This window comes from Serratia sp. Ae19-1, assembly GCF_059801225.1.
This window is the reverse complement of the sequence record NZ_JBCHWD010000001.1, coordinates 1-25544: the sequence shown is the minus strand read 5'-3', so window position 1 is coordinate 25544 and position 25544 is coordinate 1. Positions and strand designations below refer to the sequence as shown.

25 protein-coding genes and 2 tRNA genes are annotated in these 25544 nt (G+C 59.0%); 8 read left to right on the top strand and 19 right to left on the bottom strand.

The genetic code is table 11. The features are described from left to right. Positions 1-15: 15 nt before the first annotated feature. From AAIE04_RS00135 to mtnK, 6 genes are all read right to left on the bottom strand, one after another. Positions 16-702, bottom strand: a complete 687-nt coding sequence (locus AAIE04_RS00135; protein WP_063918766.1) for an urease accessory protein UreF — start codon at positions 700-702, stop codon at positions 16-18. Next, a complete protein-coding gene (locus tag AAIE04_RS00130; RefSeq protein ID WP_498576292.1) occupies positions 699-1295 on the bottom strand; it encodes an urease accessory protein UreE in 597 nt (198 codons plus the stop codon). Before AAIE04_RS00130 ends, AAIE04_RS00135 begins: the two co-directional genes overlap by 4 nt. A gap of 12 nt (positions 1296-1307) precedes the next feature. After that, on the bottom strand, positions 1308-3023 hold the full coding sequence (locus tag AAIE04_RS00125; RefSeq protein WP_498576291.1) for an urease subunit alpha: 1716 nt from the start codon (positions 3021-3023) through the stop codon (positions 1308-1310). 3 nt (positions 3024-3026) lie between these two features. Next, entirely contained in the window at positions 3027-3473 is a 447-nt protein-coding gene (locus AAIE04_RS00120) for an urease subunit beta (protein ID WP_498576290.1), read from the bottom strand. Positions 3474-3523: 50 nt separating this feature from the next. After that, a complete protein-coding gene (locus AAIE04_RS00115) occupies positions 3524-3826 on the bottom strand; it encodes an urease subunit gamma (RefSeq protein ID WP_025160087.1) in 303 nt (100 codons plus the stop codon). A 509-nt stretch (positions 3827-4335) separates the two neighbouring features. Continuing rightward, on the bottom strand, positions 4336-5535 hold the full coding sequence (gene mtnK, locus AAIE04_RS00110; RefSeq protein WP_063918764.1) for an S-methyl-5-thioribose kinase: 1200 nt from the start codon (positions 5533-5535) through the stop codon (positions 4336-4338). Positions 5536-5681: 146 nt separating this feature from the next. Between mtnK and mtnA the strand changes: the two genes are divergently transcribed. Continuing rightward, on the top strand, positions 5682-6710 hold the full coding sequence (mtnA, locus tag AAIE04_RS00105; RefSeq protein ID WP_154747800.1) for an S-methyl-5-thioribose-1-phosphate isomerase: 1029 nt from the start codon (positions 5682-5684) through the stop codon (positions 6708-6710). Positions 6711-6727: 17 nt separating this feature from the next. On the opposite strand, the gene AAIE04_RS00100 is transcribed toward mtnA, so the two are convergent. From AAIE04_RS00100 to AAIE04_RS00090, 3 genes are read right to left on the bottom strand one after another with little or no spacing between them, the layout of a single operon-like run. Then, on the bottom strand, positions 6728-7270 hold the full coding sequence (locus AAIE04_RS00100) for a 1,2-dihydroxy-3-keto-5-methylthiopentene dioxygenase (RefSeq protein ID WP_498576289.1): 543 nt from the start codon (positions 7268-7270) through the stop codon (positions 6728-6730). Beyond that, on the bottom strand, positions 7267-7956 hold the full coding sequence (gene mtnC, locus AAIE04_RS00095; RefSeq protein ID WP_498576288.1) for an acireductone synthase: 690 nt from the start codon (positions 7954-7956) through the stop codon (positions 7267-7269). The genes AAIE04_RS00100 and mtnC overlap by 4 nt, the downstream gene beginning before the upstream one ends. Next, positions 7953-8567, bottom strand: a complete 615-nt coding sequence (locus tag AAIE04_RS00090; protein WP_498576287.1) for a methylthioribulose 1-phosphate dehydratase — start codon at positions 8565-8567, stop codon at positions 7953-7955. Before AAIE04_RS00090 ends, mtnC begins: the two co-directional genes overlap by 4 nt. Positions 8568-8709: 142 nt before the next feature. On the opposite strand from AAIE04_RS00090, the gene AAIE04_RS00085 reads away from it, so the two are divergent. Next, a complete protein-coding gene (locus AAIE04_RS00085) occupies positions 8710-9870 on the top strand; it encodes a pyridoxal phosphate-dependent aminotransferase (protein ID WP_498576286.1) in 1161 nt (386 codons plus the stop codon). Then, positions 9858-10631, top strand: coding sequence for an amidohydrolase (locus tag AAIE04_RS00080; protein WP_019454328.1), 774 nt, complete (start codon positions 9858-9860; stop codon positions 10629-10631). Before AAIE04_RS00085 ends, AAIE04_RS00080 begins: the two co-directional genes overlap by 13 nt. On the opposite strand, the gene hpxK is transcribed toward AAIE04_RS00080, so the two are convergent. The 4 genes from hpxK to AAIE04_RS00060 form a co-directional block, all read right to left on the bottom strand. Continuing rightward, positions 10632-11876 (bottom strand): allantoate amidohydrolase, encoded by a 1245-nt coding sequence (hpxK, locus tag AAIE04_RS00075; protein WP_498576285.1) that lies wholly within the window; start codon positions 11874-11876, stop codon positions 10632-10634. After that, a complete protein-coding gene (locus tag AAIE04_RS00070) occupies positions 11873-13117 on the bottom strand; it encodes a pyridoxal-phosphate-dependent aminotransferase family protein (RefSeq protein WP_025160089.1) in 1245 nt (414 codons plus the stop codon). The genes hpxK and AAIE04_RS00070 overlap by 4 nt, the downstream gene beginning before the upstream one ends. Before the next feature lie 209 nt (positions 13118-13326). Further along, entirely contained in the window at positions 13327-14166 is an 840-nt protein-coding gene (locus AAIE04_RS00065; RefSeq protein WP_019454331.1) for a MurR/RpiR family transcriptional regulator, read from the bottom strand. 136 nt (positions 14167-14302) lie between these two features. After that, positions 14303-15181 carry a siderophore-interacting protein gene (locus AAIE04_RS00060; RefSeq protein WP_019454332.1) on the bottom strand — a complete coding sequence of 293 codons (879 nt, stop codon included), beginning with the start codon at positions 15179-15181 and terminating at the stop codon, positions 14303-14305. 234 nt (positions 15182-15415) lie between these two features. On the opposite strand from AAIE04_RS00060, the gene AAIE04_RS00055 reads away from it, so the two are divergent. Next, entirely contained in the window at positions 15416-17656 is a 2241-nt protein-coding gene (locus tag AAIE04_RS00055) for a TonB-dependent siderophore receptor (protein ID WP_498576284.1), read from the top strand. Between the two features lie 105 nt (positions 17657-17761). On the opposite strand, the gene AAIE04_RS00050 is transcribed toward AAIE04_RS00055, so the two are convergent. Together AAIE04_RS00050 and dnaQ are read right to left on the bottom strand one after the other, a co-directional pair. Beyond that, positions 17762-17838 (bottom strand) — tRNA-Asp (locus AAIE04_RS00050). A 144-nt stretch (positions 17839-17982) separates the two neighbouring features. Beyond that, positions 17983-18726, bottom strand: a complete 744-nt coding sequence (gene dnaQ, locus AAIE04_RS00045; RefSeq protein WP_025160090.1) for a DNA polymerase III subunit epsilon — start codon at positions 18724-18726, stop codon at positions 17983-17985. Between the two features lie 72 nt (positions 18727-18798). Between dnaQ and rnhA the strand changes: the two genes are divergently transcribed. Further along, positions 18799-19266 (top strand): ribonuclease HI, encoded by a 468-nt coding sequence (gene rnhA, locus AAIE04_RS00040; protein ID WP_019454335.1) that lies wholly within the window; start codon positions 18799-18801, stop codon positions 19264-19266. On the opposite strand, the gene AAIE04_RS00035 is transcribed toward rnhA, so the two are convergent. Further along, on the bottom strand, positions 19263-19982 hold the full coding sequence (locus AAIE04_RS00035; RefSeq protein WP_498576283.1) for a class I SAM-dependent methyltransferase: 720 nt from the start codon (positions 19980-19982) through the stop codon (positions 19263-19265). The two genes, rnhA and AAIE04_RS00035, sit on opposite strands and share 4 nt — an antisense overlap. Positions 19983-20026: 44 nt before the next feature. On the opposite strand from AAIE04_RS00035, the gene gloB reads away from it, so the two are divergent. Beyond that, entirely contained in the window at positions 20027-20782 is a 756-nt protein-coding gene (gene gloB, locus AAIE04_RS00030; RefSeq protein WP_498056800.1) for a hydroxyacylglutathione hydrolase, read from the top strand. A 71-nt stretch (positions 20783-20853) separates the two neighbouring features. Further along, positions 20854-22236, top strand: coding sequence for a murein transglycosylase D (gene mltD, locus AAIE04_RS00025; protein ID WP_139285506.1), 1383 nt, complete (start codon positions 20854-20856; stop codon positions 22234-22236). A gap of 52 nt (positions 22237-22288) precedes the next feature. Here mltD and AAIE04_RS00020 read toward each other — a convergent pair whose 3' ends face one another. Beyond that, positions 22289-23083 carry an endonuclease/exonuclease/phosphatase family protein gene (locus AAIE04_RS00020; protein ID WP_025160092.1) on the bottom strand — a complete coding sequence of 265 codons (795 nt, stop codon included), beginning with the start codon at positions 23081-23083 and terminating at the stop codon, positions 22289-22291. Between the two features lie 347 nt (positions 23084-23430). On the opposite strand from AAIE04_RS00020, the gene yafC reads away from it, so the two are divergent. Further along, positions 23431-24318 (top strand): DNA-binding transcriptional regulator YafC, encoded by an 888-nt coding sequence (gene yafC / locus AAIE04_RS00015; RefSeq protein WP_019454339.1) that lies wholly within the window; start codon positions 23431-23433, stop codon positions 24316-24318. 45 nt (positions 24319-24363) lie between these two features. Here yafC and dkgB read toward each other — a convergent pair whose 3' ends face one another. After that, positions 24364-25167: a 2,5-didehydrogluconate reductase DkgB gene (gene dkgB, locus AAIE04_RS00010; protein ID WP_498576282.1), complete on the bottom strand. Its 804-nt coding sequence runs from the start codon at positions 25165-25167 to the stop codon at positions 24364-24366. Between the two features lie 213 nt (positions 25168-25380). Next, positions 25381-25457 (bottom strand) — tRNA-Asp (locus tag AAIE04_RS00005). Positions 25458-25544 lie beyond the last annotated feature (87 nt).

Below are 25544 nucleotides of genomic sequence, written 5' to 3'. Positions count from 1 at the left end.
ATCGTTCCTTATTCATTAGTTGCTGAACAGTCGGGTAAATGCGCCGACGTGCAGCGCGGCCAGGACATCGGTCACCGGCGCGTAAGAGGCCATTTGTTCAACGCCGCCGCGTTCGGCTTCGTCACAAAAAACATCGATGTCGCGGTTGAGTTGAAACAGGATGCGTTGGGTGTCGATATGGGTGATGCGCATCAGGCGCATGGCGGCGCTGAGAATGGTCATCGCCACCCCGTACTGGTGCATCACCGCCACCTCGCGCGGGCCGACGCCCAGCGCCGTCATCACCACCGCCTGCGTCACCGGATAGGTGCCGGCGGCGCGGCCGGTTTTGATCTGCTCAAGCCACCAGAGCACCTGGGGCTCATCGCAGATGGCCGCCGTCATTTCCGCCAGCTTTTTTCCCATTCGCACCACCATGCTGCGCCCTTCTTCGTTCAGCTTGCGGTTGAACAGCGCCCAGTCGTGGCCGAGAGCCGCCTCGCGATCGTCCGCCTGCAGCGCCCGACAGGCCGCCACCACCGCCCTGCCGTCGCCGCCCGCCGCCTGCTGCAAGGCGGTGCGGGTGAACGATTGCAGCGTGTCGGCATCGCGCACGATACCGGCCTGGATCGCCGACTCGACGCCGTTGGAAAAGGCGAACGCCCCCACCGGCAGCACCGAGTCGGCAAACTGCAGGATGCGTATCAACTGAACGGCGTTCATTTCAGTTTGATCACGTGCTGACCGAGGAACGGGCTGTCGACATGCACATGGGTGGCGGAATCCTCCGCGCCGCCGAACAGCAGGCGCGCTTCGGGCTGGGTCAAATGCGGCAATATGCTCTCGCCCTTCACGAACGAATAAGGCAGTGCATGGAAACCGTGGGTTTTCATCACCGAATCCATCACCTTGGTCGCCACCGTCAGCGGAATAAAAATGCGGTCCCCCTTGATGACCGATTTCCAGTGCTGGTTGCCCAGCGCATGCCCCAGTTCGAACGCGGTTTTCAGCACCGTCGCCATATCGGTCGCCAACAGCGACTGCAGATGGATCACCATCACGTCGCGCAGGTTCATCTGCACCACCACCGCGCTGCGGTTCGCTTCGTCCCAGAGCAGTACGTCGCCGTCAGCCAGCACCTGATGACGATCGAGGGAAATGCCGAGGTCTTGACCGTCGCGGGTGGTTTTGCGGCACCGGCTTTTTTGCGCCTCCCACTGCGAGAGCGTCAGCACGTCCAGCGAGGCGTGTTGCAAGCGCTCGCGCCAATCGGCATCACGTTTGATATTGCCGAGTATCTTTTCAATCACGATCATGAGCGGCGATCCCTAGCTGAAGAAGTAGCGTTGATTAAGCACGGCGGTGGCGATCGGTTTCACCGTGGCATGTTCGCCGTTAACCTTGACGGCGAAGGTCTCGGGATCCACCTCGATGTGCGGCGTTTCCGCATTGCGCACCATGTCCTGCTTGGAGATCGCCCGGCAGTTATGCACCGCCATCACCTGCCGCTCCAGCCCCAGTTTCTCTTTGATGCCGTCGTGCAACGCAGCGCCGGAGACGAAAGTGACGCAGGTTTCCTGCAGCGATTTGCCCATGGCGCCGAACATCGGGCGGTAGAAGGTAGGCTGCGGCGTCGGCAGCGACGCATTGGGATCGCCCATCACCGCCCAGTTGATCATGCCGCCCTTGATCACCAGCTTCGGCTTGGCGCCGAAGAAACGCGGCTCCCACAGCACCAGATCGGCCATCTTGCCGACCTCGACCGAGCCCAGCACATGGCTGATCCCCTGCGCGATCGCCGGGTTGATGGTGATCTTCGCCACGTAACGCAACACGCGGAAGTTATCGTGCTCCGCCGCATCCTCCGGCAGCTTGCCGCGGGCGACTTTCATCGCATGCGCCGTCTGCATCACCCGCAGCCAGTTTTCACCGACCCGCCCCATCGCCTGTGAATCGCTGGAAAACATCGACAGCACGCCCATGTCATGCAGCACGTTTTCCGCAGCGATGGTTTCCGGGCGCACCCGGCTTTCGGAGAACGCCACGTCGGCCGGCACATTGGGATTGAGGTTGTGGCACACCATGATCATGTCGAACAGTTCGGCCTGGCTGTTGATACCGAACGGCAGCGTGGGGTTGGTAGAACTCGGCAAAACGTTCATCTGCGCGGCGACTTTGATGATATCCGGCGAGTGCCCGCCGCCGGCGCCTTCGGTGTGGAAGGTGTGGATGGTGCGCCCTTCGAAGGCGTCGATAGTGTCCTCGACGTAGCCGCCCTCATTCAGGCTGTCGGTGTGCACCGCCACCTGAATATCCATATCGTCGGCCACCCGCAGCGCATGGCGCAGTGCGGAATTGGTGGCGCCCCAGTCTTCGTGCACTTTCAATCCGGCCACGCCGGCGGTAATTTGTTCGACCAACGGCGCGGCATGGGAAGCATGCCCTTTGCCGAGCATCCCCACGTTGACCGGCATATTTTCGAAGGCGCGCAGCATGCGATGGATATGCCAGGGGCCGGCGGTCACGGTGGTGCCGTTAGAGCCGTCGGTCGGCCCGACGCCGCCGCCGAAGAAGGTCGCCACGCCGTTGGAGAGCGCGTGTGCGGCCTGCTGCGGCGAAATGAAATGGATATGCGTATCGATGCCGGCGGCGGTCAGGATCAGGTGCTCCCCTGAGATGGCGTCAGTGCTGACGCCCACCACCATGCCAGGCGTGACGCCGTTCATCACCGCCGGGTTGCCGCTTTTGCCGATGCCGGCGATCAGGCCGTTTTTAATGCCGACGTCCGCCTTGATCACCCCTTGCCGGGCATCCAGGATGGTCACGTTGGTAATGACCAGATCCAGAACATTATCGCTGGTTAATCGGTTATCGGCACCCATGCCGTCACGCAGCGACTTGCCGCCGCCGTAGACCGATTCCTCACCGTAACCGCGCAGGTCTTTTTCTATTTCAATAAACAGCTGCGTGTCGCCCAAGCGAATTTTATCGCCGGTGGTCGGGCCGAACAGCCCGGCATATTCCTGCCTGGAAATGGTTGGCATGCTTTATTCCCCGTTCGTCTTCGTCGGCGTCTGTTCGACATTTTTATAACCCAGTTCAATAGCTCGCTTTACATCTACAGTTTTCTTTACTCTTTCACCGGCGGCTACCGGGCTGTCCCCCGCCCAGCCGTCCACCAGATTATTAAAGCCATACACCGTTTGTTTACCGCCGATGGCAATAAGCGCCACTTCGATCTCATCGCCGGGTTCAAAACGGATCGCCGTCGTAGCGGTGATATTTAAACGTTTACCAAAGGCGGCAGCACGATCGAACTGCAACGCTTTGTTGGCTTCAAAGAAATGAAAATGCGAGCCGACCTGAATAGGTCTGTCGCCGGTATTACGCACCGTTAAAATAATGGCCGCGCGATCTTCATTGAAGGTGATGGGACTTTCGGACAGGATATAGCCGCCCGGCGGCACGTGCTTTTCTTGGTCATGCTTTTTCATCGAAAATACCTGCGCTGATAAAGTTTATCCGTAGCTCTCAGGGGACGCGCTTATTGGATCGGATCGTGCACCGTCACCAGACGACTGCCGTCGCTGAAAATCGCTTCAACCTGCACGTGCGGGATCAGATCCGCCACGCCATCCATCACGTCGTCGCGGCTTAACACCTGCCGCGTGTCGTTCATGACCTCTTCCAGCGTTTTGCCCTCGCGGGCGCCTTCCAGTGCCGCGGTGGTAATAATCGCCACCGCCTCGGGGTAATTAAGCTTTATCCCTCTGGACTTTCGCTTTAAGGCGACGTCGGCCAGCGTATAGACCATTAGCTTTTCGATTTCTCTAGGCGTTAATTGCATGGAGGACTCCAGTCTTAATAGAAATAATCAGACAAGCCGAGGCCAAAGGTGATTAATAGTTAATAACCTTGCGTTATTTATTTGTGCTTATCTGACCTTCGAACAATCTAGGAGGTAATGTTGAGATGATCAAGCCGCAACTTTATTCATGCAAAAACAAGACTCACCCACGCCACAAAAAAGTAACGGTGGCGTGATAGATTTTATCTATAAAAAATCTTATTTTCTCTTTGCGCCCCCACAATAAAACGATCAAAAAAAGCACAGGCTACCATTTATTATTTTTACCACCTCAACAGACACCTGGAAAATAACCATCAATGATACGTCTCGCACAATATTAATGACATGTAACCAACGGTCAAAAAATATAATTAAATTTACAAATTAGACGCGAGAAAAATATATTTTTAGTTAAAAAGAATTTATCTATTCTATTGCTGATACCTATAAGTTATTAAAAAATAAAAAACCCGGCCGCAGCCGGGTTTGCCTCATTGCCAAGACTTTCAGCCTTGCTGACGAATACGCGCCAACAGCGCGTCAATATGCTCTATATGTGGCGCATTGACGATCAGCGTGCGCCCCAATCCCAGTGCGTGGCGCTGGCAGTCGAGGCGCATATCGGCGTCGGCGATGCTGTCCAGATCGGCGACGTGCGCCAGGCCGATAGTGCGCCGAATCAGTTCGGTGCCGCAGTACCCTATCGCGTCGCTCCAGACCTGCTGCAGGAACTGCTCGGCATAACCCGGCGCCGCCAGCGCCGCATCGCGGCTTTGCTGGTGGCACAGGGCCAGGAAACGATCGGCGAAAATCAACCACAGCTCGCGCACATCCTGCAGCCGCTGCTCGCGTCCGGCGGCGGCGTCGCGCGGCCCGAATAGCCCCGGCAGGCCGCAGTAGTTGAGCAGCAGGTTACCTAGCGCCGTGCCGATATCGAAGCCGATAGGGCCGTAGAAACCGAATTCAGCGTCGATCGCTTTTAACCGTCCTTCCGCCACGAAGATCGAACCGCTGTGAATATCTCCGTGTAGCAGCGCCTCCGCCTTGCTGAGGAAGCGATGTTTCAGGCCGGCGACCGCCAGTCTTAGCGGCGCATCCTCACGCAGCGCCTGCACCTGCGGCAACAGCGCCGCCTCGAACTGATTGCGTTCATGGTCGATGTAAGGGTCGGTAAAGAACAGATCTTCGGTGATCTGGCACAGCTCGGGGTTGGTGAAGCGGCTGACTTCCGCTTTTTTCTGTTGCGCCGATTGATAAAAGTCGGAGGTATGGAACAGCGTCTGCGCCAGGTATTCCGCCAGCTGCCCAGCCGCCAGCGGGTGGTAATGCCCCTGTACCAGCTCGCTGCGCCAAATGCGGTGATCGGAGAGATCTTCCTGCACCATCACCGCCAACTCGGGATCGTGATGCAGCACCTTCACCGTATGTCGCGGACAGAAATCACCGTGGATCAGCAGCGTTTCCGCTTCGATGCGCGCCCGATCCAGCGTCAGCGGCCAGGATTCGCCCACGCAGCGCACGTACGGCAACGCCTGTTTGACGATCACCCGGCTTACGCCTTCGCGATCGCGGATCTTGAACACCAGGTTCAGGTTGCCGTCACCGATCTCGTCGGCGCTCACCAGCGCCTGCGGATCGGCCACCTGTCCGTATTGACGGGCGTATTCAACGGCATCGGCAGCCGTAAACGTACGATAAAGCGACATTCCCCAACCCCTCTGTTCTCTCTCACTGGCCCCAGCGATTTTATCTATTTAGACGTAAAAGCATTTGGACGTCTATACATCTGGAAGTCATGTTGGCAGAATAGCGTTTCAGATGCAATAACCACGCAACAAGGAATTAACCGCCGATGCAAGCGCTTAACACCACCAGTTTGACCCTGCGAGACAACCGCCTTTGGATCCTCGATCAGCAAGCCCTGCCGCAGGAAAAGCGGTGGCGCGCCTGCGACAGCGTGGAGGAATTGGTGGGCCACATTCACAGCCTGCGGGTACGCGGCGCGCCGCTGATCGGGCTATCCGCCAGCCTGCTGCTGGCGCTGCTCGCGGAACGCGGTCTGCCGCGCGCCGAACTGGAACAGGCGCTGCACACGCTGCGCGCCGCCCGCCCGACGGCGGTCAACCTGATGAACAATCTGGATCGCATGAAACTGGCGCTGGCGGCGCCAGACTGGGCGCCGGCAATGGCGCACGAAGCACTGCGGTTGGTAGAAGAAGATCGTCAGCTTTGCGATCGCATCGCCGAACACGGCGCGGAACTGGTCAAGCCCGACAGCCGCCTGCTGACCCACTGCAATACCGGCGGGTTGGCCACCGCCGGTGTCGGCACCGCCATCGGCGTGCTGTTGCGCGCCCACCAGCAGGGTAAAGTGCAGCAGGTGTGGGTCGATGAAACCCGGCCGCTGCTGCAAGGCGGCCGCCTGACCGCCTGGGAACTGGGCGAGCTGGGCATTCCCTATCGCCTGATCTGCGATTCGATGGCTGCCAGCCTGATGGCGCAGGGCCAGATCGATGCGGTATGGGTCGGCGCGGATCGCATCGCCGCCAACGGCGACGTCGCCAACAAGATCGGCACTTACAGCCTGGCGGTGCTGGCGCACTATCACGGCATCCCGTTCTACGTGGCCGCCCCACACACCACCCACGATCCGCACTGCCCGGACGGCGCCGCCATCCCGATCGAGCAACGCGCCGCGGCCGAGGTGACCGGCGTTTCAGGCAGCTTCGGTGCCTGCCAGTGGGCGCCGACCGATGCGCCGGTCTACAATCCGGCGTTCGACGTCACGCCGGCGGCACTCATCAGCGGGTGGGTATTCGACAGCGGCGTGATTACGCCGCAGCAGGTTAAAGCGGGGATTTTCCAGCGGGCGTTGGGTTAACGCCCGCCCGTCGGCACTCAGTCCAGACGCGGATAAGCATCGGCGATCTTGTCGCCGGTGAAATGCGCCACCCAGCCTTCCGGGTTATCGAACACCCGGATCGCGGTGAAATGCGGCGCCGATCCCATATCGAACCAGTGGCGGGTATTGGCCGGCACTGAGATCAGATCGTTCTTTTCGCACAGGATCTGGAAGATCTTGCCGTCCAGGTGCAGGCAAAACAGCCCCGCCCCTTCAACGAAAAAGCGTACTTCATCTTCGCCGTGCGTATGTTCGGACAGGAATTTTTCGCGCAGCGCGTGGCGCTGCTCATGGTCCGGCCGCATGCTGATCACATCCCAGCTCTGGTAACCCTTTTCCGCCACCAGCCGGTCTATCTCATGCTGATAGGCGGCGATCACCGCCTCCGGCTGCGGGTTGTCACCCAGCTCGCGATCCGCCTGCCAGCGCTCAAAGCGTACGCCGATCTGCGCCAACTGCCGCTGGATCTCCTGCGCATCGCGGCTCTGCCACAACGGCTGCTGCGGCGCTTCATCGCTGAAAATGGTCAATCCACTCATGAGACGAACTCCCTTAAATCGATGTGATCAAAACGGCCTACCTGCGGGTGCCGGCTCTGCGTATCCCCCTCATCGCGGATCAGCTGGCAGGTATGCCAGCCGGCGGCCTGTGCCGCGTCCAGCTCCTGGCGGATATCGGACAGGAACAACAGCTCGTCAGGCGCGGTGCCGATAGCCTGCGCGATGTTGCGGTACGACGCAGTTTCACGCTTAGCGCCGACGTGCGTATCGAAATAGCCGCTGAACAGCGGCTGCAGATCGCCGGCGTCGCTGTAGCCAAACAGCAGCTTCTGCGCCTCCACCGAACCGGAAGAGTAGACGTAGAGCTTCAGCCCCTGCCGCTGCCAGGAGGCCAATTGCCCGGCGACCTCCGGATAAAGATGCCCGCGGAAGTCGCCCTCGTGATAACCGCTGCGCCAGATGATGCCTTGCAGCGCCTTGAGCGCGGTGGATTTGCGATCTTCATCCATAAAGCGGTACAGCGCGGCGATCAGTGCATCGAGATCCGCCTGCGGCTCGCCAATTTCAGCGCGCAGCGCGGCCAGCGGCGCGGCGACTTCGTCCTCTGAGGCATGACGGCGTACAAAATCCGCCAGCCGTTCACGGGCATAGGGAAACAGCACCTGATGCACAAAGCGAATATCGCTGGTGGTGCCTTCAATATCGGTCACGATAGCGCGGATCATTTCGCCTCCAGCAAGCGACGTTGCAGTTCACACTGGAACAAGAATTCCAGCCCTTCGAGATGGCGGCGGGCTTCCGCCACCTGGCTTCCCCAACAATAGAGACCGTGCCCGCGCACCAGAAAGCCGTACCGCAGCGGCGTAGCCTCGGCATAGGCCGCCACCCGCGCCGCCAGCCGGGGAATGTCCTGATCGTTGTCGAAAATGGGGATCGCCACGCTGTCCAGGTGGCTGCATTGGCCGGCCAGCGACTTTTGCATTTCGTACCCCTGCAGCACCAGCGCATCGCCGCGTTCCACCCGCGACAGGACGGTAGCGTTAACGGAATGGGTATGCAGCACCGCGCCGATGTGCGCAGACAGGCGGTAGAGCAGCGTGTGCAGCCCGGTTTCCGCCGATGGCGTGCGGCCGCTCGGCACGTGATTGTCGGCGATATTCACCCGCAGAAAATCGGCGGCACTCAGGCTGCCCTTGTCTTTGCCGGACTCGGTAATCAGGCATTGACGTTCGTCGAGGCGCAGCGACATGTTGCCGCCGGTCGCCGGACACCAGCCTTTGTCGCCAATCCAGTGGCAGGCCGCCAGTAACGCGGCAAGTTGCGGATTCTCCGTCATTATTATCGTTTCCCGTTCGCTAAAGCAGTCAGCAGGCAGGCTAAGCACTTTTTCGCATTTAGCCATCTAAGCGTCTTGATTGCCAAATACTAGCATCGTGTTATATTGACGGCAATATAAGCGCCTGGAGTATTCACCTGCTATGAGCACTTCCGCATTGATTCCCGACAGTAAGCTGCCCGCTCTGGGCACCACCATTTTCACCCAGATGAGCGCACTGGCGCAGCAGCACCAGGCGATCAATCTGTCGCAGGGCTTCCCCGATTTCGACGGGCCGGACTATCTGAAAGAACGTCTGGCCTGGCACGTCGCCCAGGGCGCCAACCAATATGCGCCGATGACCGGCGTGGCGCCGCTGCGTGAAGCCATCGCCGACAAAACCGCCGAGCTGTATGGCTGGCAGCCGGACGCCAACAGCGAAGTGACCGTCACCGCCGGCGCCACCGAAGCGCTGTTCGCTGCCATCAGTGCACTGGTGCGCCCCGGCGATGAGGTGGTCTGTTTTGATCCCAGCTACGACAGCTATGCGCCGGCGGTAACGCTGGCCGGCGGCGTCCTCAAACGCATCGCCCTGCAGCCGCCGGCCTTTGCCGTCGATTGGCAACGGTTCGCCGCCGCGCTGTCGCCGCGCACTCGTCTGGTGATCGTCAACACGCCGCACAATCCGTCCGCCACCGCCTGGCAGGCGGAAGACCTGCAGCAGCTGTGGCACGCCATTGCCAAACGCGAAATCTACGTGCTCAGCGACGAGGTTTACGAACACATCTGCTTCGCCAAAGGCGGCCACGCCAGCGTGCTGGCCCACCCGCAGCTGCGCCAGCGCGCAATCGCGGTGTCCTCCTTCGGCAAAACCTTCCACATGACCGGCTGGAAAGTGGGTTACTGCGTGGCGCCCGCCGCGCTGAGCGCCGAAGTGCGCAAGGTGCATCAATACCTGACCTTTTCGGTCAATACCCCGGCGCAGCTGGCCCTGGCGGATAGCCTGCGCGCCGAGCAGGAGCACTGGCGACAGCTGCCGGCGTTCTATCGCGCCAAGCGCGATCGCTTTGTGCAGGCGCTGGCGAGCAGCCGACTGGAAATTTTACCCTGCGCGGGTACATACTTCTTGCTGGCGGACTACAGCGCCATCTCCGATCTGGACGATGTGGCGTTCTGCCATTGGTTAACCGAGCACGTGGGCGTGGCGGCCATTCCGCTGTCGGTCTTCTGTGCCGATCCTTTCCCCCATAAATTGATCCGGCTGTGCTTCGCTAAACAGGACGCCACGCTGGATGCAGCTGCGGAGCGGTTATGTCGACTTTAAAAATTACCCTGTTGCAGCAACCGCTGGTCTGGCGCGACGGCCTCGCTAACCTGGCCGCCTTCGACGCGTTGCTGGCACCGATCGTCGGGCGCGATCTCATCGTCTTGCCGGAAATGTTCACCACCGGTTTTGCCATGGATGCCGGCGAGAGCGCCCTGCCCGAACAGCAGGTGATCGACTGGCTGCACGGTTGGGCGGTGAAAAGCCATGCGTTAATCGGCGGCAGCGTGGCGCTGAAAACTGACGAGGGGGCGGTCAACCGCTTCCTGTTGGTGGAACCGGGCGGCCAGGTACACGCCTATGACAAACGCCACCTGTTCCGAATGGCCGGCGAACATCTGCACTACCAGGCCGGCAACCGGCGTGAAATCTTCGAGTGGCGCGGCTGGCGCATCCTGCCGCAGATCTGTTACGACCTGCGTTTCCCGGTCTGGGCGCGCTATCAGCAGGATTACGATCTGGCGCTGTACGTTGCCAACTGGCCGGCGCCGCGCAGCAACCATTGGCAAACGCTGCTGGCGGCGCGGGCGATTGAAAATCAGGTGTATGTGGCGGGCTGCAACCGGGTGGGCGAAGATGCCAACGGCCTAAACTACAGCGGAGACAGCCTGATCATCAGCCCACAGGGCGAGATCCTGGCAGATGCGGAGCCCGGCGCAGCCGCGCGGCTGGACGCCGAGCTGTCGCTGGAAAGTCTGCAGAGTTACCGCAGCGCCTTCCCGGCCTGGCGCGACGCCGACAGTTTTCTGCGCCTGGACTGATCAACCGCTCTCCCAGCCGGCGATCATCAGGCAATAGGCCTGGATCGCCAGCGCCACGTCCGCCTGTCGCACCGCTTCGGCCGGATGATGGCTGATGCCGCCGGCGCAACGCACAAACAGCATGCCGACCGGCCAGTGCGCCGCCATGGCGATGGCGTCGTGCCCGGCGCCGCTCGGCAGCGTCAGGCTGCGGCCCTGTACTTGTGCGACGGCCGCCAGCCAACGATGCTGCAGGTCCGCGTCGCAGGCGGTGGCGTCGATGCGATAAAACTCCTCGCTGGCGAAGCGCAATCCGCGCCGCGCACAGATCGCCTGCGCCTGCGCCAGCAACGTCGCCAATAGCGCCGTCAGCGGCGCATCCTGCGGGCCGCGCACGTCGAGCGTCAACCGCACCTCGCCGGGGATCACGTTGACCGCGCCCGGCAGGCTCTCGATGCAGCCCACGGTGGCCACCAGGTGCGGATCGGCGTTGCAGGTCAAAGTTTCCAGCGCCGTGATCCATTCCGCCGCGGCCATCAGCGCATCTTTGCGCTGCCCCATCGGCACCGTGCCGGCGTGGCCCGCCTCCCCGCTAAAGATACAGTTGAGGCGACGCGCGCCGTTGATCGCCGTCACCACGCCCAGCGCCAAATCGGCCGCCTCCAGGCACGGGCCCTGTTCGATATGCAGCTCGAGATAGGCGCGGATGTCCTGCGGCGCACGGTGCGCCTGTGCAATCGCCGCCGGATCCAGCCCGAATTCGCGCATTGCCTGGGCGATGCTGACGCCGTCGGCATCGGTGCGCGCCAGCCACTCTGCGGGCCACTGGCCGGTCAGGCCGCGGCTGCCCAGCAGCGTGACGCCGAAGCGCGCGCCCTCTTCGTCGGCAAAACCGATCACCTCCAGCGCCAGCGGCAATCGGCGCCCCTGGCGGTGATAGCGCGCCACCACTTCCAGCGCCGTAAGCACGCCGAGCATACCGTCATAGCGCCCGGCGTTACGCACCGTGTCCAGATGCGAGCCGAGCAGCAGCGCCGGAGCGCCGGGCATGAGCCCTTCATAGCGGCCGCAGATATTGCCGACGCCGTCCTGCCAAACCGCCATCCCGCTCTCGCGCATCCACTCGCCAACCAGGCGGTTGGCGAGTGGATGTTCCGCAGAAAGATAAAGGCGCGTGAGCCGATCGGGCTCCGCGCTGATCGCCGCCAGCTCGTCACAGCGCGCCATCACCCGCGCGGCGGCCTGTTGCGCCTCCAGTGGCGTCATCCATGATGTCCTGCGTCATAAACGTTCCAGGCGGCCTGCAATGCCTCGCCCTGCTTGCTGACGAAACCGAGGCGGTTCAACACCGCCTCCAGCGCCGCCAGCGTTTGCAACACGCAATCCTTGCGCGCGTTGTAGCCCATGGTGCCGATGCGCCAGATTTTTCCCTGTAGCGGGCCGAACGAGGTGCCGATTTCGATGGCGAAGTCGTTCAGCATCATCTGCCGCACCTGTTCGCCATGCACCTGCGGCGGGATCATCACGCCGAGCACGTTATTCATGCGGTGTTCAAGATCCCCGAACACCGCCAGCCCCATGCCCAGGATGCCCGCCAGCAGCGCCGCGCCGTGCAGCCGGTGGCGGGCGATGGCGCGATCCAGCCCTTCTTCGAGGATCACCCGTGCGCATTCTCGCGCCGCGAACAGCATGCTGGTGGCTTCGGTGTGGTGATTCAGGCGTTCCGGCCCCCAATAATCCATGATCATGCCGATATCGAAATAGTTGGAGTAGATCATCTCGTCGTCGCCGTCGGCGTGCTCGGCGGTGCGGATCCCCTGCTCCACGCATTTACGGCGGCGCACGATTTCTTCAAACTGCGGGCTGAGGGTGACCGGTGAACTGCCGGAGGGGCCGCCCAGACACTTCTGCAGCCCGGCAGAGACCGCATCCAGCCCCCAGGCATCGGTCTCCAGCGGGTTGCCGCCGAAGGAAGCGGTCGCATCAGTGTAGAACAGCACGCCGTGACGGCGGCAGATATCGCCCAGCTCATGCAGCGGCTGCAGCATGGTGGTGGAGGTGTCGCCCTGCACCGTCAGCAGCAGGCGCGGACGAACCCGCTTAATCGCGTCTTCGATGCGATCGGCACTGAACACCTCACCCCACGGCACCTCGATCGTATGCACCTCGGCACGGCAACGGCGAGCGATCTCGCACAGCAGATGTCCGAAGCGGCCGAATACCGGCACCAGCACCTTATCGCCCGGGCGAATGGCGGAAACCAGCAGCGCTTCGATACCGGCGCGCGAGGTGCCGTCCACCAGCATCGTCCAGCGGTTTTCGGTGCGGAACAGCGCGCGATACAGCGCCATGACCTGATTCATGTAACCGGTCATCGCCGGATCGTACTGGCCGATCAGCTGGCTCGACATGGCACGCAGCACGCGCGGATCGGCGTTGATCGGCCCCGGCCCCATCAGCAGGCGCGCCGGCGGGTTAATCTGATCGAATTGCGAGATATCCAACATGTTCATTCCCTGTCAGCTTAGTAAGTTATTGAGTTATGCCTTCAGCGTCGACATGACGTTTGTTTGCTGCCCAACAGCCTACTCCCGATAGGGATTCAGTTGAAACAAAAGATTCTTATGATCAATTAATGAAACCAAAGTAACACAATGAGATGACCGATCCGCCTTAAACGGCGGAGGGGGGAAGGAAGGGAAATGATCTGCCGTGCTTAACGCAGCTCCAGTTCGTCCAGCGTCTGGAACAGTTCAGCGACGTGATGAATGCGCTGCCGCCCCTGCGCCAGCCTCTCATGCAGCAACGCATTGCTGAGCAAACTGGCCAGGCTCATGGCGGCGGCATAGCTGTCGAAGGCCGACACGCTGTCGAGCGGCACGGTCAATTGCCAGTCGGCCAACGAAAACAACGCCTGCGCCTGCGGCTCGCAGATCAGCAGCGTCGGTACCCCGCGGCTTTGCAACAGCGTCAGCACCGCCTTTATCTGGCGCGGCCGGCGGCGGAACGCCACCACCACCGCCATGTCCTGCGGTGTCAGGCCCGCCAGATCTTCCGCCAGCGTCTGCCCCGGCTGCGGCGCCAGCAGCACCTGTTCACGCACCTGCATCAGTTGTTGACGCAGGTGCATCGCCACCGGATAGCTGTTGCGCAGCCCCAACAGCATCACGCCACGCGCTCGTGCCAGCGCGGCGATTGTCGCACTGAACTGTTCGGCATCGATATGTTTTACCCAGCGGGTGAGATTGGCCATTTCCTGCTTATAGTGCCGCGCCAGCAGCGTATCGCCCTGCACCGCATCGCGGCTATCGGTCAGCGGCATGCCGCTCTGGCGCAGGGTGCGCAGCTCATCGCGCATGGCGCGATAGTTGGGGTAGCCCAGCCGTTTGAACAAGCGGCTGACCGTGGCTTTGGAAACGCCGCTCAGGCGCGCCAGCTCGGCGCTGTTGTAGCCGATCAAATCGTCATAGTGATCGAAGATGAAGTCGGCCACCCGCTGCTCCTGTGGCGTCAGCTGTGGGTAGTCGCGGCGCAGGCGTTCGTCGAACCGTTGCATTATCGTTCTCGCTGTAACCTTTGTTTCAGCGGAACATAGCACGGCCGAACTACCCGCTGGCAAGCGATTCTTCGTTGATGGGAAATAACAGCGGCCAGCCCCTCTCCGGCAGCGTCGCCGGAAAAGGGCGGCGCGTTCAGCACCAGTAGGCCATAAAGTTAACGGTAGCGCGATCCAGATCGCGTTCGCCGATCAGATAACGGCGCAGGGTTTTCACCGCCGAAGACTCGGCCGCCACCCAGGCATAAAAAGCGTTGCCGCCCGCTGCCCGTTCCCACAAGACTTCATCGCTCAGGCTGCTTTCCGCCAAAGACTGCGCTTGCGCGCACGCCGAAGCGGGAATATCCACCCGCTGCCGCACCGCTTCCACCAGCAACGTGCCGTGCGCCAGCTGGCGGCCCACGTCGCGCGGCAGCCAGTAAACCTCGGCGAACGGGAAACGGACCAAATCCAGACAATCCCCCGCCTGCGGCACTTCGAAGAACGCCTGCACGCGCGGCGGATTGGCCTGCTGCGCCAATTGCTCCAGAATGCCCATCGCCGCCGGCACCGCCGTTTCATCGGCGATCAACAGCGCCTGCTGCAACTGCGCCGGCGGCGCCCATTCGTAGCCGCCGCTATCGCCATCGAAGTCAGCGTTGGGGGCGACCGTCTGGATGGCATCGCCCGGCTCGGCGTGAGTCGCCCAGGCGGAGGCCGGGCCGTTCACACCATGCAGCACGAACTCGACGTCCATCTGATTCTGTTCGCGGCGCAGCGCACGCAGCGTATAGGTGCGCATCACCGGGCGCCGCTCTTTGGGGATCGCCATGTAATCGCCGTACCAGTCCGGGCTATTGGCCAACTGCGGGATCTGGCCGTCCGCCGCCGGGAACAGCAGTTTGATGCGCTGATCCGGCGCTTCCAACTTCATCCGATGAATATCCGCACCTTCAAACACGCAGCGCACCAGCGAAGGTGAAATCAGCGTTTTGCTTTTCAAGGTGATATCAAAAATTCTGTAGCTGGCGGACATGTTCTCGATTCTCCGGCAACGGCTGTCGCTTGCACCTATGGCCGATCGGCTGCCGTGTTGACGGCGTGGGTTGCTCGATCGCGCAGCGGGTAAAATGTTAATAAAACTAATTAATTACGTTAATGTATCGCAAAAAATCATATCACGATTTTATTGATAACAAGAAACGTTATTGATAAAAGAATCATTCTCAAAAATAACGCAATAACAATATCACCTGGGAAATAAATAACGATGAAACGCAAACACCTTTGGGTTTTGAACCCTTGTCTGCTGGCGATGCTTGCGCCGACGGCTTGGGCAGAAGATCAGAAAGCCGGCGCCGAAGAGCAGATGGTGGTCTCCGCCAGCCGTTCACACCGCAGCACGGCGGAAATGGCGCAGACCACCTGGGTGATCGAAAGCCAGGAGATCGAACAGCAGGTTCAGGGCGGCAAAGAGATCAAGGACATGTTGGCGCAGCTGATCCCCGGCATGGACGTCAGTGGCCAGGGCCGCACCAACTATGGCATGAATATGCGCGGCCGTTCGATGATGGTGATGATCGACGGCGTACGTCTGAACTCATCGCGCAGCGACAGCCGCCAACTGGATTCGATCGATCCGTTCAATATCGATCATATTGAGGTGATCTCCGGCGCCACCGCACTCTATGGTGGCGGCAGCACCGGCGGCCTGATCAACATCGTGACCAAAAAAGGGCAGAAAGAGCAGCAGGTCGAATTGCAGGTCGGCGGCAAAACCGGCTTTGGCGGCCATAGCGATCACGACGAGAACGTCGCGGCGGCGGTCAGCGGCGGCAACGACAACGCCTCGGGACGCCTGTCCGTTTCTTACCAGCGCTATGGCGGCTGGTACGACGGCAAAGGCAACGAGGTGCTGATCGACAATACCCAAACCGGCCTGCAGTATTCCGATCGCCTTGACGTCATGGGCACCGGCACCCTCAACATCGACGACCACCAACAGCTGCAACTGACCACCCAATATTACAAAAGCCAGTCCGACGGCGATCATGGCCTGTTCCTGGGGGAAAACTTCGCAGCGGTGACCGGCAACGCCAAGGCTTACAACAGCGGCAACTTAAACTCCGACCGCATCCCCGGCACCGAACGCCACCTGATCAACCTGCAGTACTCCAACACCGATTTCCTCGGCCAGGATCTGGTGGCTCAGGTCTATTACCGTGACGAAACCTTGACCTTCTATCCGTTCCCGACGCTGGCGGGCAAAGCGCCGAACTATTACGTCAGCAGCATTGGCGCTTCACAGCAAAAAACCGATTTCTACGGCGGCAAACTGACGCTGAACAGCAAGCCGCTCGACGCGCTGACGCTGACTTACGGCATCGACGCCGAGCATGAGAGCTTCAACGCCAACCAACAGTTCTTCAACCTGCCGAAGGCCCAACAGTCCGGCGGCATAAAGCTGGAGAACGCTTACAACACCGGCCGCTACCCCAGCTATACCACCAGCAACCTGGCGTCGTTCCTGCAGGCCAGCTACGACATCAACCCGATCTTCACCCTGAGCGGCGGCGTGCGTTATCAGTACACCGAAAACAAGATCGACGACTTTATCGGCTACAATCAACAGCAGGCGATCGCCACCGGCGCCGCCGCCTCCGCCGACGCCATACCGGGAGGGAAAACCGACTACAACAATGCGCTGTTCAACGCCGGCCTGCTGGCGCACCTGACCGAGCGCCAGCAAACCTGGTTCAACTTCTCTCAGGGTTTCGAGATCCCGGATCCGGGCAAGTATTACGGCAACGGCACCTACGCGCTGAACGGCGGCCACTACCGGCTGCTGAAGAGCGTTAACGTTGGCGATTCCAAGCTGGAAGGCATCAAAGTCAATTCCTACGAACTGGGCTGGCGCTATACCGGCGATAACCTGCGCACGCAGATCGCCGCCTACTATTCGTTGTCCGACAAAAGCATCGCCATCAATAAAACCGACATGACCATCAACGTCAATGCGGATAAGCGCCGTATCTACGGGCTGGAAGGCGCGGTGGATTATTTCTTTGAAGACAGCGACTGGAGCGCCGGCACCAACTTCAACTTCATCCGCTCCGAAACCAAGGTCAACGGCGAATGGAAGAAACTGGTGGTCGATACCGCCAGCCCATCCAAAGTTACCGCCTATGTCGGCTGGGCGCCGGGCGACTGGAATCTGCGCTTACAATCGCAGCAAACTTTCGACGTGTCGGACGATGGCGATTACACCAAGGCCAACGCCACCCAGGGCCGCAAGATCGAGGGCTACAACACCCTCGACTTCCTCGGCAGCTATACCCTGCCGGTAGGGAAAATCAGCTTCAGCGTGGAAAACCTGCTGGACAAGGAGTACACCACCGTTTGGGGCCAGCGCGCGCCGATCCTGTACAGCCCGACTTACGGTTCGCCTGAGCTGTACAGCTATAAGGGCCGCGGACGCACCTTCGGTTTGAACTACTCGGTGTTGTTCTGAGAATAAGGGGCCGGCCTGCCGGCCCCGTTGATTGGGCCACGCCGTTTTGCAGAGTGCAGAAACGACGAAGCCCTGAGTTATCGCTAACTCAGGGCTTCTGAATAGTGGCGGAACGGACGGGGCTCGAACCCGCGACCCCCTGCGTGACAGGCAGGTATTCTAACCAACTGAACTACCGCTCCGCGCCATTCCCTCTTGCGGGGGAACGAGGCGCATATTACGGACGCCTCTCGGTTCCGTCAACGCCTTTTTCTCCGCAAATGAACCGTTTGCACAGTTTTTCAACGAAGCATCACCCACTGAGGTTTTTTCGTGCAAAAACGCCGTTATTCGGCCGACGCCCCGCGCCACAGGCAGCTGCCGCCCTTCTTTGCCACCAGATCCAGACGCGCTTCGTGCGCCTTCACTTCTTCATCGCTGGCATAGACCACTTTCATCGCCGTCGCCGGGCGGACAATGCGCTGGATTTCTTGCGCATCGTCGTTTTGCTGAGAGTCGCCTTCCATCTGGAACGCTATCGAGGTCTGACCGCCGGTCATCGCCAGATAGACTTCAGCCAGGATCTCGGCATCGAGCAATGCGCCGTGCAGCGTACGCTTGCTGTTGTCTATCTCATAGCGGCTGCACAAGGCATCGAGGTTGTTGCGCTTGCCCGGGAACAGGCGACGCGCCATCAACAGGCTGTCGGTAATGGTGCAGAAGGTCTCGGTTTTCGGGATCCCCTGCTGCAGCATGCGGAATTCGTGATCCATAAAGCCGATATCGAACGCCGCGTTATGGATCACCAGCTCGCCGCCGCGGATAAACTCGAGGAATTCGTCGGCAACCTGATCGAAGGTCGGTTTGTCGGCCAGGAAGTCGTCGCTGATGCCGTGTACGCCGTACGCTTCCGGATCCACCAGCCGATCCGGCTTGATGTAAACGTGGAAGTTGCGCCCGGTCAGGCGGCGGTTAATCACTTCCACCGCACCGATTTCGATGATGCGGTGCCCTTCGTAGTGCACCCCAAGCTTGTTCATACCGGTGGTTTCGGTATCGAGGACAATCTGTCTGGTGGTTGTTGAGATCATATTGCAGTGCTCACAGCGCTCGTTTATGTCAGACTTGGCTTTTGTAAAACTAATAGGAAGAGTCTACCAGAGATGCTCAAACAGGTAGAAATTTTCACCGACGGCTCCTGCCTTGGCAACCCCGGCCCCGGTGGCTACGGCGCGATATTACGCTATAAGCAGACGGAAAAAACCTTCAGCGAGGGTTTTCGTCTGACCACCAATAACCGCATGGAAATGATGGCGGCGATCGTGGCGCTGGAAGCGCTGACCGTGCCTTGCGCCGTGACGCTCAGCACCGACAGCCAGTATGTGCGCCAGGGCATCACCAGCTGGATCCATAACTGGAAAAAGCGCGGCTGGAAAACCGCCGACAAAAAGCCGGTCAAGAATGTCGATCTGTGGCAGCGCCTGGATCTGGCCATTCAACGCCACGACGTGAAATGGGAATGGGTCAAGGGCCACGCCGGCCACCCGGAGAACGAACGTTGCGACGTGTTGGCGCGCGAAGCGGCCGGTAAGCCGACGCAGGAAGACGTCGGTTACCAACCGGAAGCCTAAGGCAGCTTGCGATAGCTCTTGGTCGCGCCCACCGCGCGGCTGAGAGACGGTTTTCTCGCCCCCAATTTCATCGGCGTGGGCGTCAACGGCAGGGTGCGCTTGCGCGCCACAATCACGCTCATACAGCCCAACGCCGGCAAATGGGTGCATAAAAATTTGCCGCCCTTGCGGTGCCACGGCAGCACGTGAAAACGCGCCTGGTACAACACCTCGTAATTCAGCAGGCTAAGCCAGTCCAGCAGCCGCATTTGGGTAAACATGCGGCTGACATAGGGCTGGCGATGGCGCAATCCGGGCACCAACTTGCCCAGTCCCAGCAGGCTGAACGGGTTGAAACTGCTGATCACCAGCCAGCCGTCGTCGATCAACACCCTGTCCACTTCACGCAGCATGCGGTGCGGATCGTCCGCGTAGGACAACGTGTGCGCCAGCAGGCAGGCATCCACCGACTTGGCGGCAAACGGCAGTTGATAGGCATCGGCGATCACCTGCAGCCCTTCCCCCTCCAGCCCGACGTTGACCTGGTGGGAAATCGCGCATTTGTCCGTGGCCAGCTCGGCGCTAAGCATCCCCATCTTCAGCAGATGAAAACCAAACAGCTTCGGCCACCAGGGTTGCAACTGCCGTTCGAGCGCTTCACGATAGTACTCCCCCCACGGCAGCTCAGCCCAGGACTGCGGGCCGGTAAGCTTTCGTAGAGTATGGGCTGGTTTCATGATTTATTATCTTCTTTCAAGCCGTTGCCAACGAGAGGTACACCATGAATCTTATCAGCATTCCCGCCTTCCAGGACAATTACATTTGGTTATTGGATGACCGGCAGGGGCGCTGCGTTATTGTCGATCCGGGTGAGGCGCGGCCGGTGCTCGAGGCGCTGCAGCGCCTGCAGCTGACACCTTCGGCGATCCTGTTGACCCACCACCACCACGATCACGTCGGCGGCGTGGCCCAAATCGTAGCGCAATACCCGGATCTTGCGGTCTACGGACCGCAGGAAACCGCGGATAAAGGCGCTAACCACATCGTCCGTGACGGCGACACCTTTGACATCGATGGCCGTCAGTACCGGACCATCGCCGTTCCCGGCCATACGCTGGGCCACGTAGCATTCTATAGCGCCCCTTATCTGTTCTGCGGCGACACAATTTTCTCCGCCGGCTGCGGCAGGCTGTTTGAAGGCACCGCCAAACAAATGTACGACTCATTTCAACAACTCGCGCAACTTCCCGATAACACTTTAATTTGCTGCGCGCATGAATATACTCTTTCAAATCTTAAGTTTGCGCGGGCTATTTTGCCGGAAGATCGAGAGATTGAAACATATCAACAACATGTTGAAGCGTTAAGGGCAAAAGGCCAAGCCAGTGTGCCGACCACGTTGCAATTAGAGCGTAAAATTAACCTGTTTTTACGTTGCCATGACGCTGATTTACAAAAGAAATTAGGCTTTAACTCACCACCGGAAAGCCTTCATTCAGTTTTTTCCGAATTACGCCTGCGGAAAGATAACTTCTAAGCTTTTAGTTGTGTTATTTGGCGAAGCAAAGTATTATTGCTCGTCTTTTAAGCAACTACATTGACACACACATGAAGGCTAAAGCGATATTTCTCGCCTCAGTCTTGCTAGTGGGTTGCCAGTCGTCCAGGCAGGACGCACCGGCGCCAGAACAGCATGCACAGAGTTTGTCTTCGGCTGGTCAAGATGGTGAAGCAGGAGAGTACACAGCAAATGGCCGAGCGAGCTCGGCGCGGTGGCTAGATAACAATAGTCCCGCCGCGCAACAGGACCTGTGGAACTTCATTAGCGACGAGCTGAAGATGGAGGTTCCGGAAAATTCCCGGATCCGTGATCAGAAAAGAAAGTACTTAAAAAGTAAGAGCTATCTCCACGATGTAACATTACGGGCAGAGCCGTACATGTACTGGATAGTCGGGCAGATTAAGAAACGTAATATGCCGATGGAACTGGTACTGCTACCCATAGTGGAGAGCGCTTTTGACCCACACGCCACGTCAAGTGCCAACGCCGCAGGGCTATGGCAAATCGTGCCGCAAACGGGTCGCAATTATGGTTTGAAAAACAATCAGTGGTATGACGGTCGACGTGATGTCGTCGCTTCGACAACCGCTGCGCTTAACATGATGCAACGCTTGAACCGCATGTTTAACGGCGACTGGTTACTGACCGTAGCCGCCTATAACAGTGGTGAAGGCCGCGTGATGCAAGCGGTGAAGGCAAACAAACGTCAGGGTAAGCCAACCAATTTCTGGGCATTGTCGCTTCCGCGTGAAACGTCAATCTATGTCCCGAAAATGCTGGCGCTGAGCGACATCATCAAGAACAGCAAGAAGTACGGCGTGAAACTCCCGAAAACGGATGAAACCCGTGCGCTGGCTCGTATCGATGTTGGGCAGCAGATCCAGCTGACTCAGGCGGCTGAGATGGCAGGGCTTTCGGTCACCAAGATGAAAGCGTATAACCCAGGCTACAAGAAAGGCGTTACGGCACCCAACGGGCCCCATTACATTATGGTTCCCAAAGGTCATGCCGATCAGCTGAAAGACTCGCTGGCCGATGGCCAGATCGCCGTGACTCAGCCAACGACGCAGTTGGCGAAGAACAGCGGTTTGTCCGGCGGCAGTTCGTATAAAGTGCGCTCCGGCGACACCTTATCGGGCATTGCCAAGCGGCTGAACGTTAAGACCAGCGATTTGCAGAGTTGGAACAACTTACGCGCCAAGAGCGCTCTGAAAGTTGGGCAAACCCTGCAAGTGGCCAGCAATACTGGCAGTAACAGCAGTATCACCTATCAGGTTCGTAAAGGTGATTCGCTCGCCAGTATCGCACGTCGTCACGGCGTCGATATTAACGACGTGATGCGTTGGAATTCAACGCTCGCCAAAGGCAACCTGCAACCTGGTCTGAAGCTGACCCTGTTTGTCGGCAACAAGCTCACGCCGGACACCTAAGTTTCCGGCACAAAAAAAGCACCCCTCGGGGTGCTTTTTTATTATCTGCGATTCACCAGACGGGCGAGTCTTTTTCCGGATGAAACTCCACCAACAACGGATTGTGATCCGACGCGCTGGTCACCAGCACCGAGGCCTCCACGACGCCCAGGTTACGGTAAAACACGAAGTCCAACGGGCGGCCAAAGGCCTTGCGGCGATGATCATCGGTGAAGCTCACCTCACGTAACGCCATCTCGCCGGCAAAGTCATACAGCGCATTGATGCGCTTGCGGCTCCAGGCGTTGAAATCCCCCGCCATGATCACCGGCCCCCGATGGCTGGCGATCTGTTCGCCGATCGGCCCCAGCTGCTTGCTGTAGACGTCGACTCCAAGACTAAAGTTCACCGCATGGATATTCACCACCATCAACAGTTCGCCATTGTACAGCGGATAAACGGTGATCAAGGCCGACTTGGACAACCGCAGCAACGGCTCACGCTCACGTAACGGGCAACAGTAAACCGGGTGAGCGGCCGCCAGCGTCATCACGCCGGAAGGATGCTGCGGCAAGACAAAGGCCGGCACCTGATCGGCCGCCAGATAGTTGGCGGTCGCATAGCTCACCAGCTCCGGCGTGGTTTGCGCCTCTTGCAACAATACCAACTGTGCGTCTTTGCCATGATTTTTCAGCACCGAAAGCCAGTCGGCTCGCTGCTGCTTGAAGATATTCCATACCATGACGCGCAAGGCGCCGGTCGTTGGCAGCGCCGCCCCAGGCGGCAGCGGCTGGTTAACGGCGCCAGGAAAGATTCGCTCAACTGGCTGACCTGCAACATACCTCATTGCATAAGTTCGTTTCGGCACGCGATTCGCCTATTACCCATTAACATGAAACTGGCGATGAATACTCGCCAACGATGAATTGATTATACGCCTGAGCCATGCGGAGGGCATGGCTTTTACAGGCATAACCTTTTCAGTTATAGGGGCCGCCTGCGGCGATTTCAATCTTCTGACGGTATAGCTGTGTAAAGGTTGGGCATGGAGGATGAAAAATGCGAAAAGGGCCGCAAAACCTGCGCGTAAACGCATGGTGTGTGCCCCAGCGTTTTACAGTCTGTTGTATTCAAGTGAATAGCGGCCCTGCGCCTATCGTGTTTAAATGACAGGATCGCGAATAATCGAAAATAGAGTTTGCCTGCGGAGCAAAAATGAAAGCGAATTCTGATGAACTTATCACTTTCGTCACGGTAGTGGAGAGCGGCAGCTTCAGCCGGGCGGCGGAGCGCCTGGAACAAGCGAACTCCGTGGTCAGCAGAACGGTGAAAAAGCTGGAAAGCAAACTGGGCGTGACGTTGCTCAACCGAACCACGCGCCAAATCAGTCTGACCCAAGAAGGAGAAAATTACTTTCGCCAGGTGCAGAAGGTACTGAACGATATGGCCGCGGCAGAAAATGCGCTATTGGAAAGCCGCCAGCGCCCGCAAGGCCTGCTGCGGGTCGATGCGGCAACACCGGTGGTGCTGCACTTGCTGACACCGTTAGTCGCGGAGTTCCGCGAGCGTTATCCTGAAATGTCGTTATCACTGGTGTCTTCGGAAAACTTTATCAACTTGATCGAGCGAAAAGTGGATATCGCAATCCGCGTCGGCGAACTGACCGATTCCACGCTGAAAGCGCGCAAACTGATGACCAGCTACCGGCATGTGCTCGCCTCCCCCGCCTATCTGGCCCAATACGGCACGCCACAAACGGTGGAAGATCTTGAACATCACTGCTGCATAGGCTTCAACGACCTGCCCAGCCTGAACCGCTGGCCGCTGGCTTGTTCAGACGGCAGCCAGCTGGAAATCACCCCGGGATTGACCACCAACAGCGGAGAGACCCAGCGTCATCTCTGCCTGCATGGCAACGGCATCGCCTGCCTGTCGGACTTTATGAGCGACGAAGATATCAAACGTGGAGATTTAGTCCCGATTCTGGTGGAAGCGACACTGCCGGTCGCTATGCCGATCAACGCGGTGTATTACAGCGACAGCGCCGTCAGCAACCGCCTGCGCAGCTTCATTGATTTTGTGAGCGAATACCTCAAACGATAAAAAGGCGCCCCGAGGGACGCCTTAAGCTGATGCCGTGAGGAATGATTAATCCCAGTTTGGCGCCAGACCTTCCGGGCTCACCAGACGGCCGTTGCACTCCAGTGCGGCGATCTGCGCCATATCTTCGTCGGTCAGCGTCAGTTGCTGCGCCAACAGGTTGCTCGCCAGGTTTTCACGCTTGGTCGAAGACGGGATCACCGCATAACCCAGCTTCAGCGCCCAGGCCAGGACTACCTGTGCAGGGGTCGCCTTGTGACGTGCGGCGATGCTTTTGATCGTTTCATCCTGCAGCGCTTTGCCGTAGGCCAACGTCATGTAAGAGGTGATGGCGATGCCGTGCTGCTGTGCGAATTCTACCACCTTGCGGTTCTGCAAGAACGGTGACAACTCGATTTGGTTGGTGGCGATTTCATCTACGCCAATCGCGTCAATCGCTTGCTGCATCAAATCGATGGTGAAGTTAGATACACCGATTTGACGAGTCAGCCCCAGCTTTTTCGCTTCCAACAACTCAGCCATAAATTCGGCAACCGGCACTTCATCGTTTGGCGATGGCCAGTGGATCAGCGTCAGATCGACGTAGGACGTCTGCAGTTTTTTCAGACTTTCTTGCAGGCTTGGGATCAGCGCGCCCTTCGCCAGGTTCGCGATCCAAATCTTGGTGGTGATGAACAGGTCTTCGCGTTTCACGCCGCTGGCAGCGATAGCCTGACCAACAGCCGCTTCGTTTTCATAGATCTGTGCGGTATCGATAGTACGATAACCCAGCTCAAGTGCGGTGCTTACGGAATCGATAACAACCTGATCCTGAAGGCGGAAAGTACCTAAACCAAATGCAGGGATGCTCATAATATTTTCTCTCATTAGCGGGTAGATGCGGTATGCGAAAGATTATGGCAACTTTTTTATTGATCAGAAACGCCTGGTTCGGCATAAGACTTTTGATTTTCCAGCAACAATATGGGGAAATAAGACGGTAAAGGAGAAGGATTTCGGCCTGAAAAGCGCAAAATGCAGATATGAAAAAGCCCTGAGTCAGAGACTCAGGGCTTATCAATTAAGTGGCGGAACGGACGGGGCTCGAACCCGCGACCCCCTGCGTGACAGGCAGGTATTCTAACCAACTGAACTACCGCTCCACCGATTCTTTTACGTTGCATCTGTCGATGCCGGCAAATCGCGCTCTGCGATTTGCGCATTACCAGCCGTCACGCTGATAACGTTTA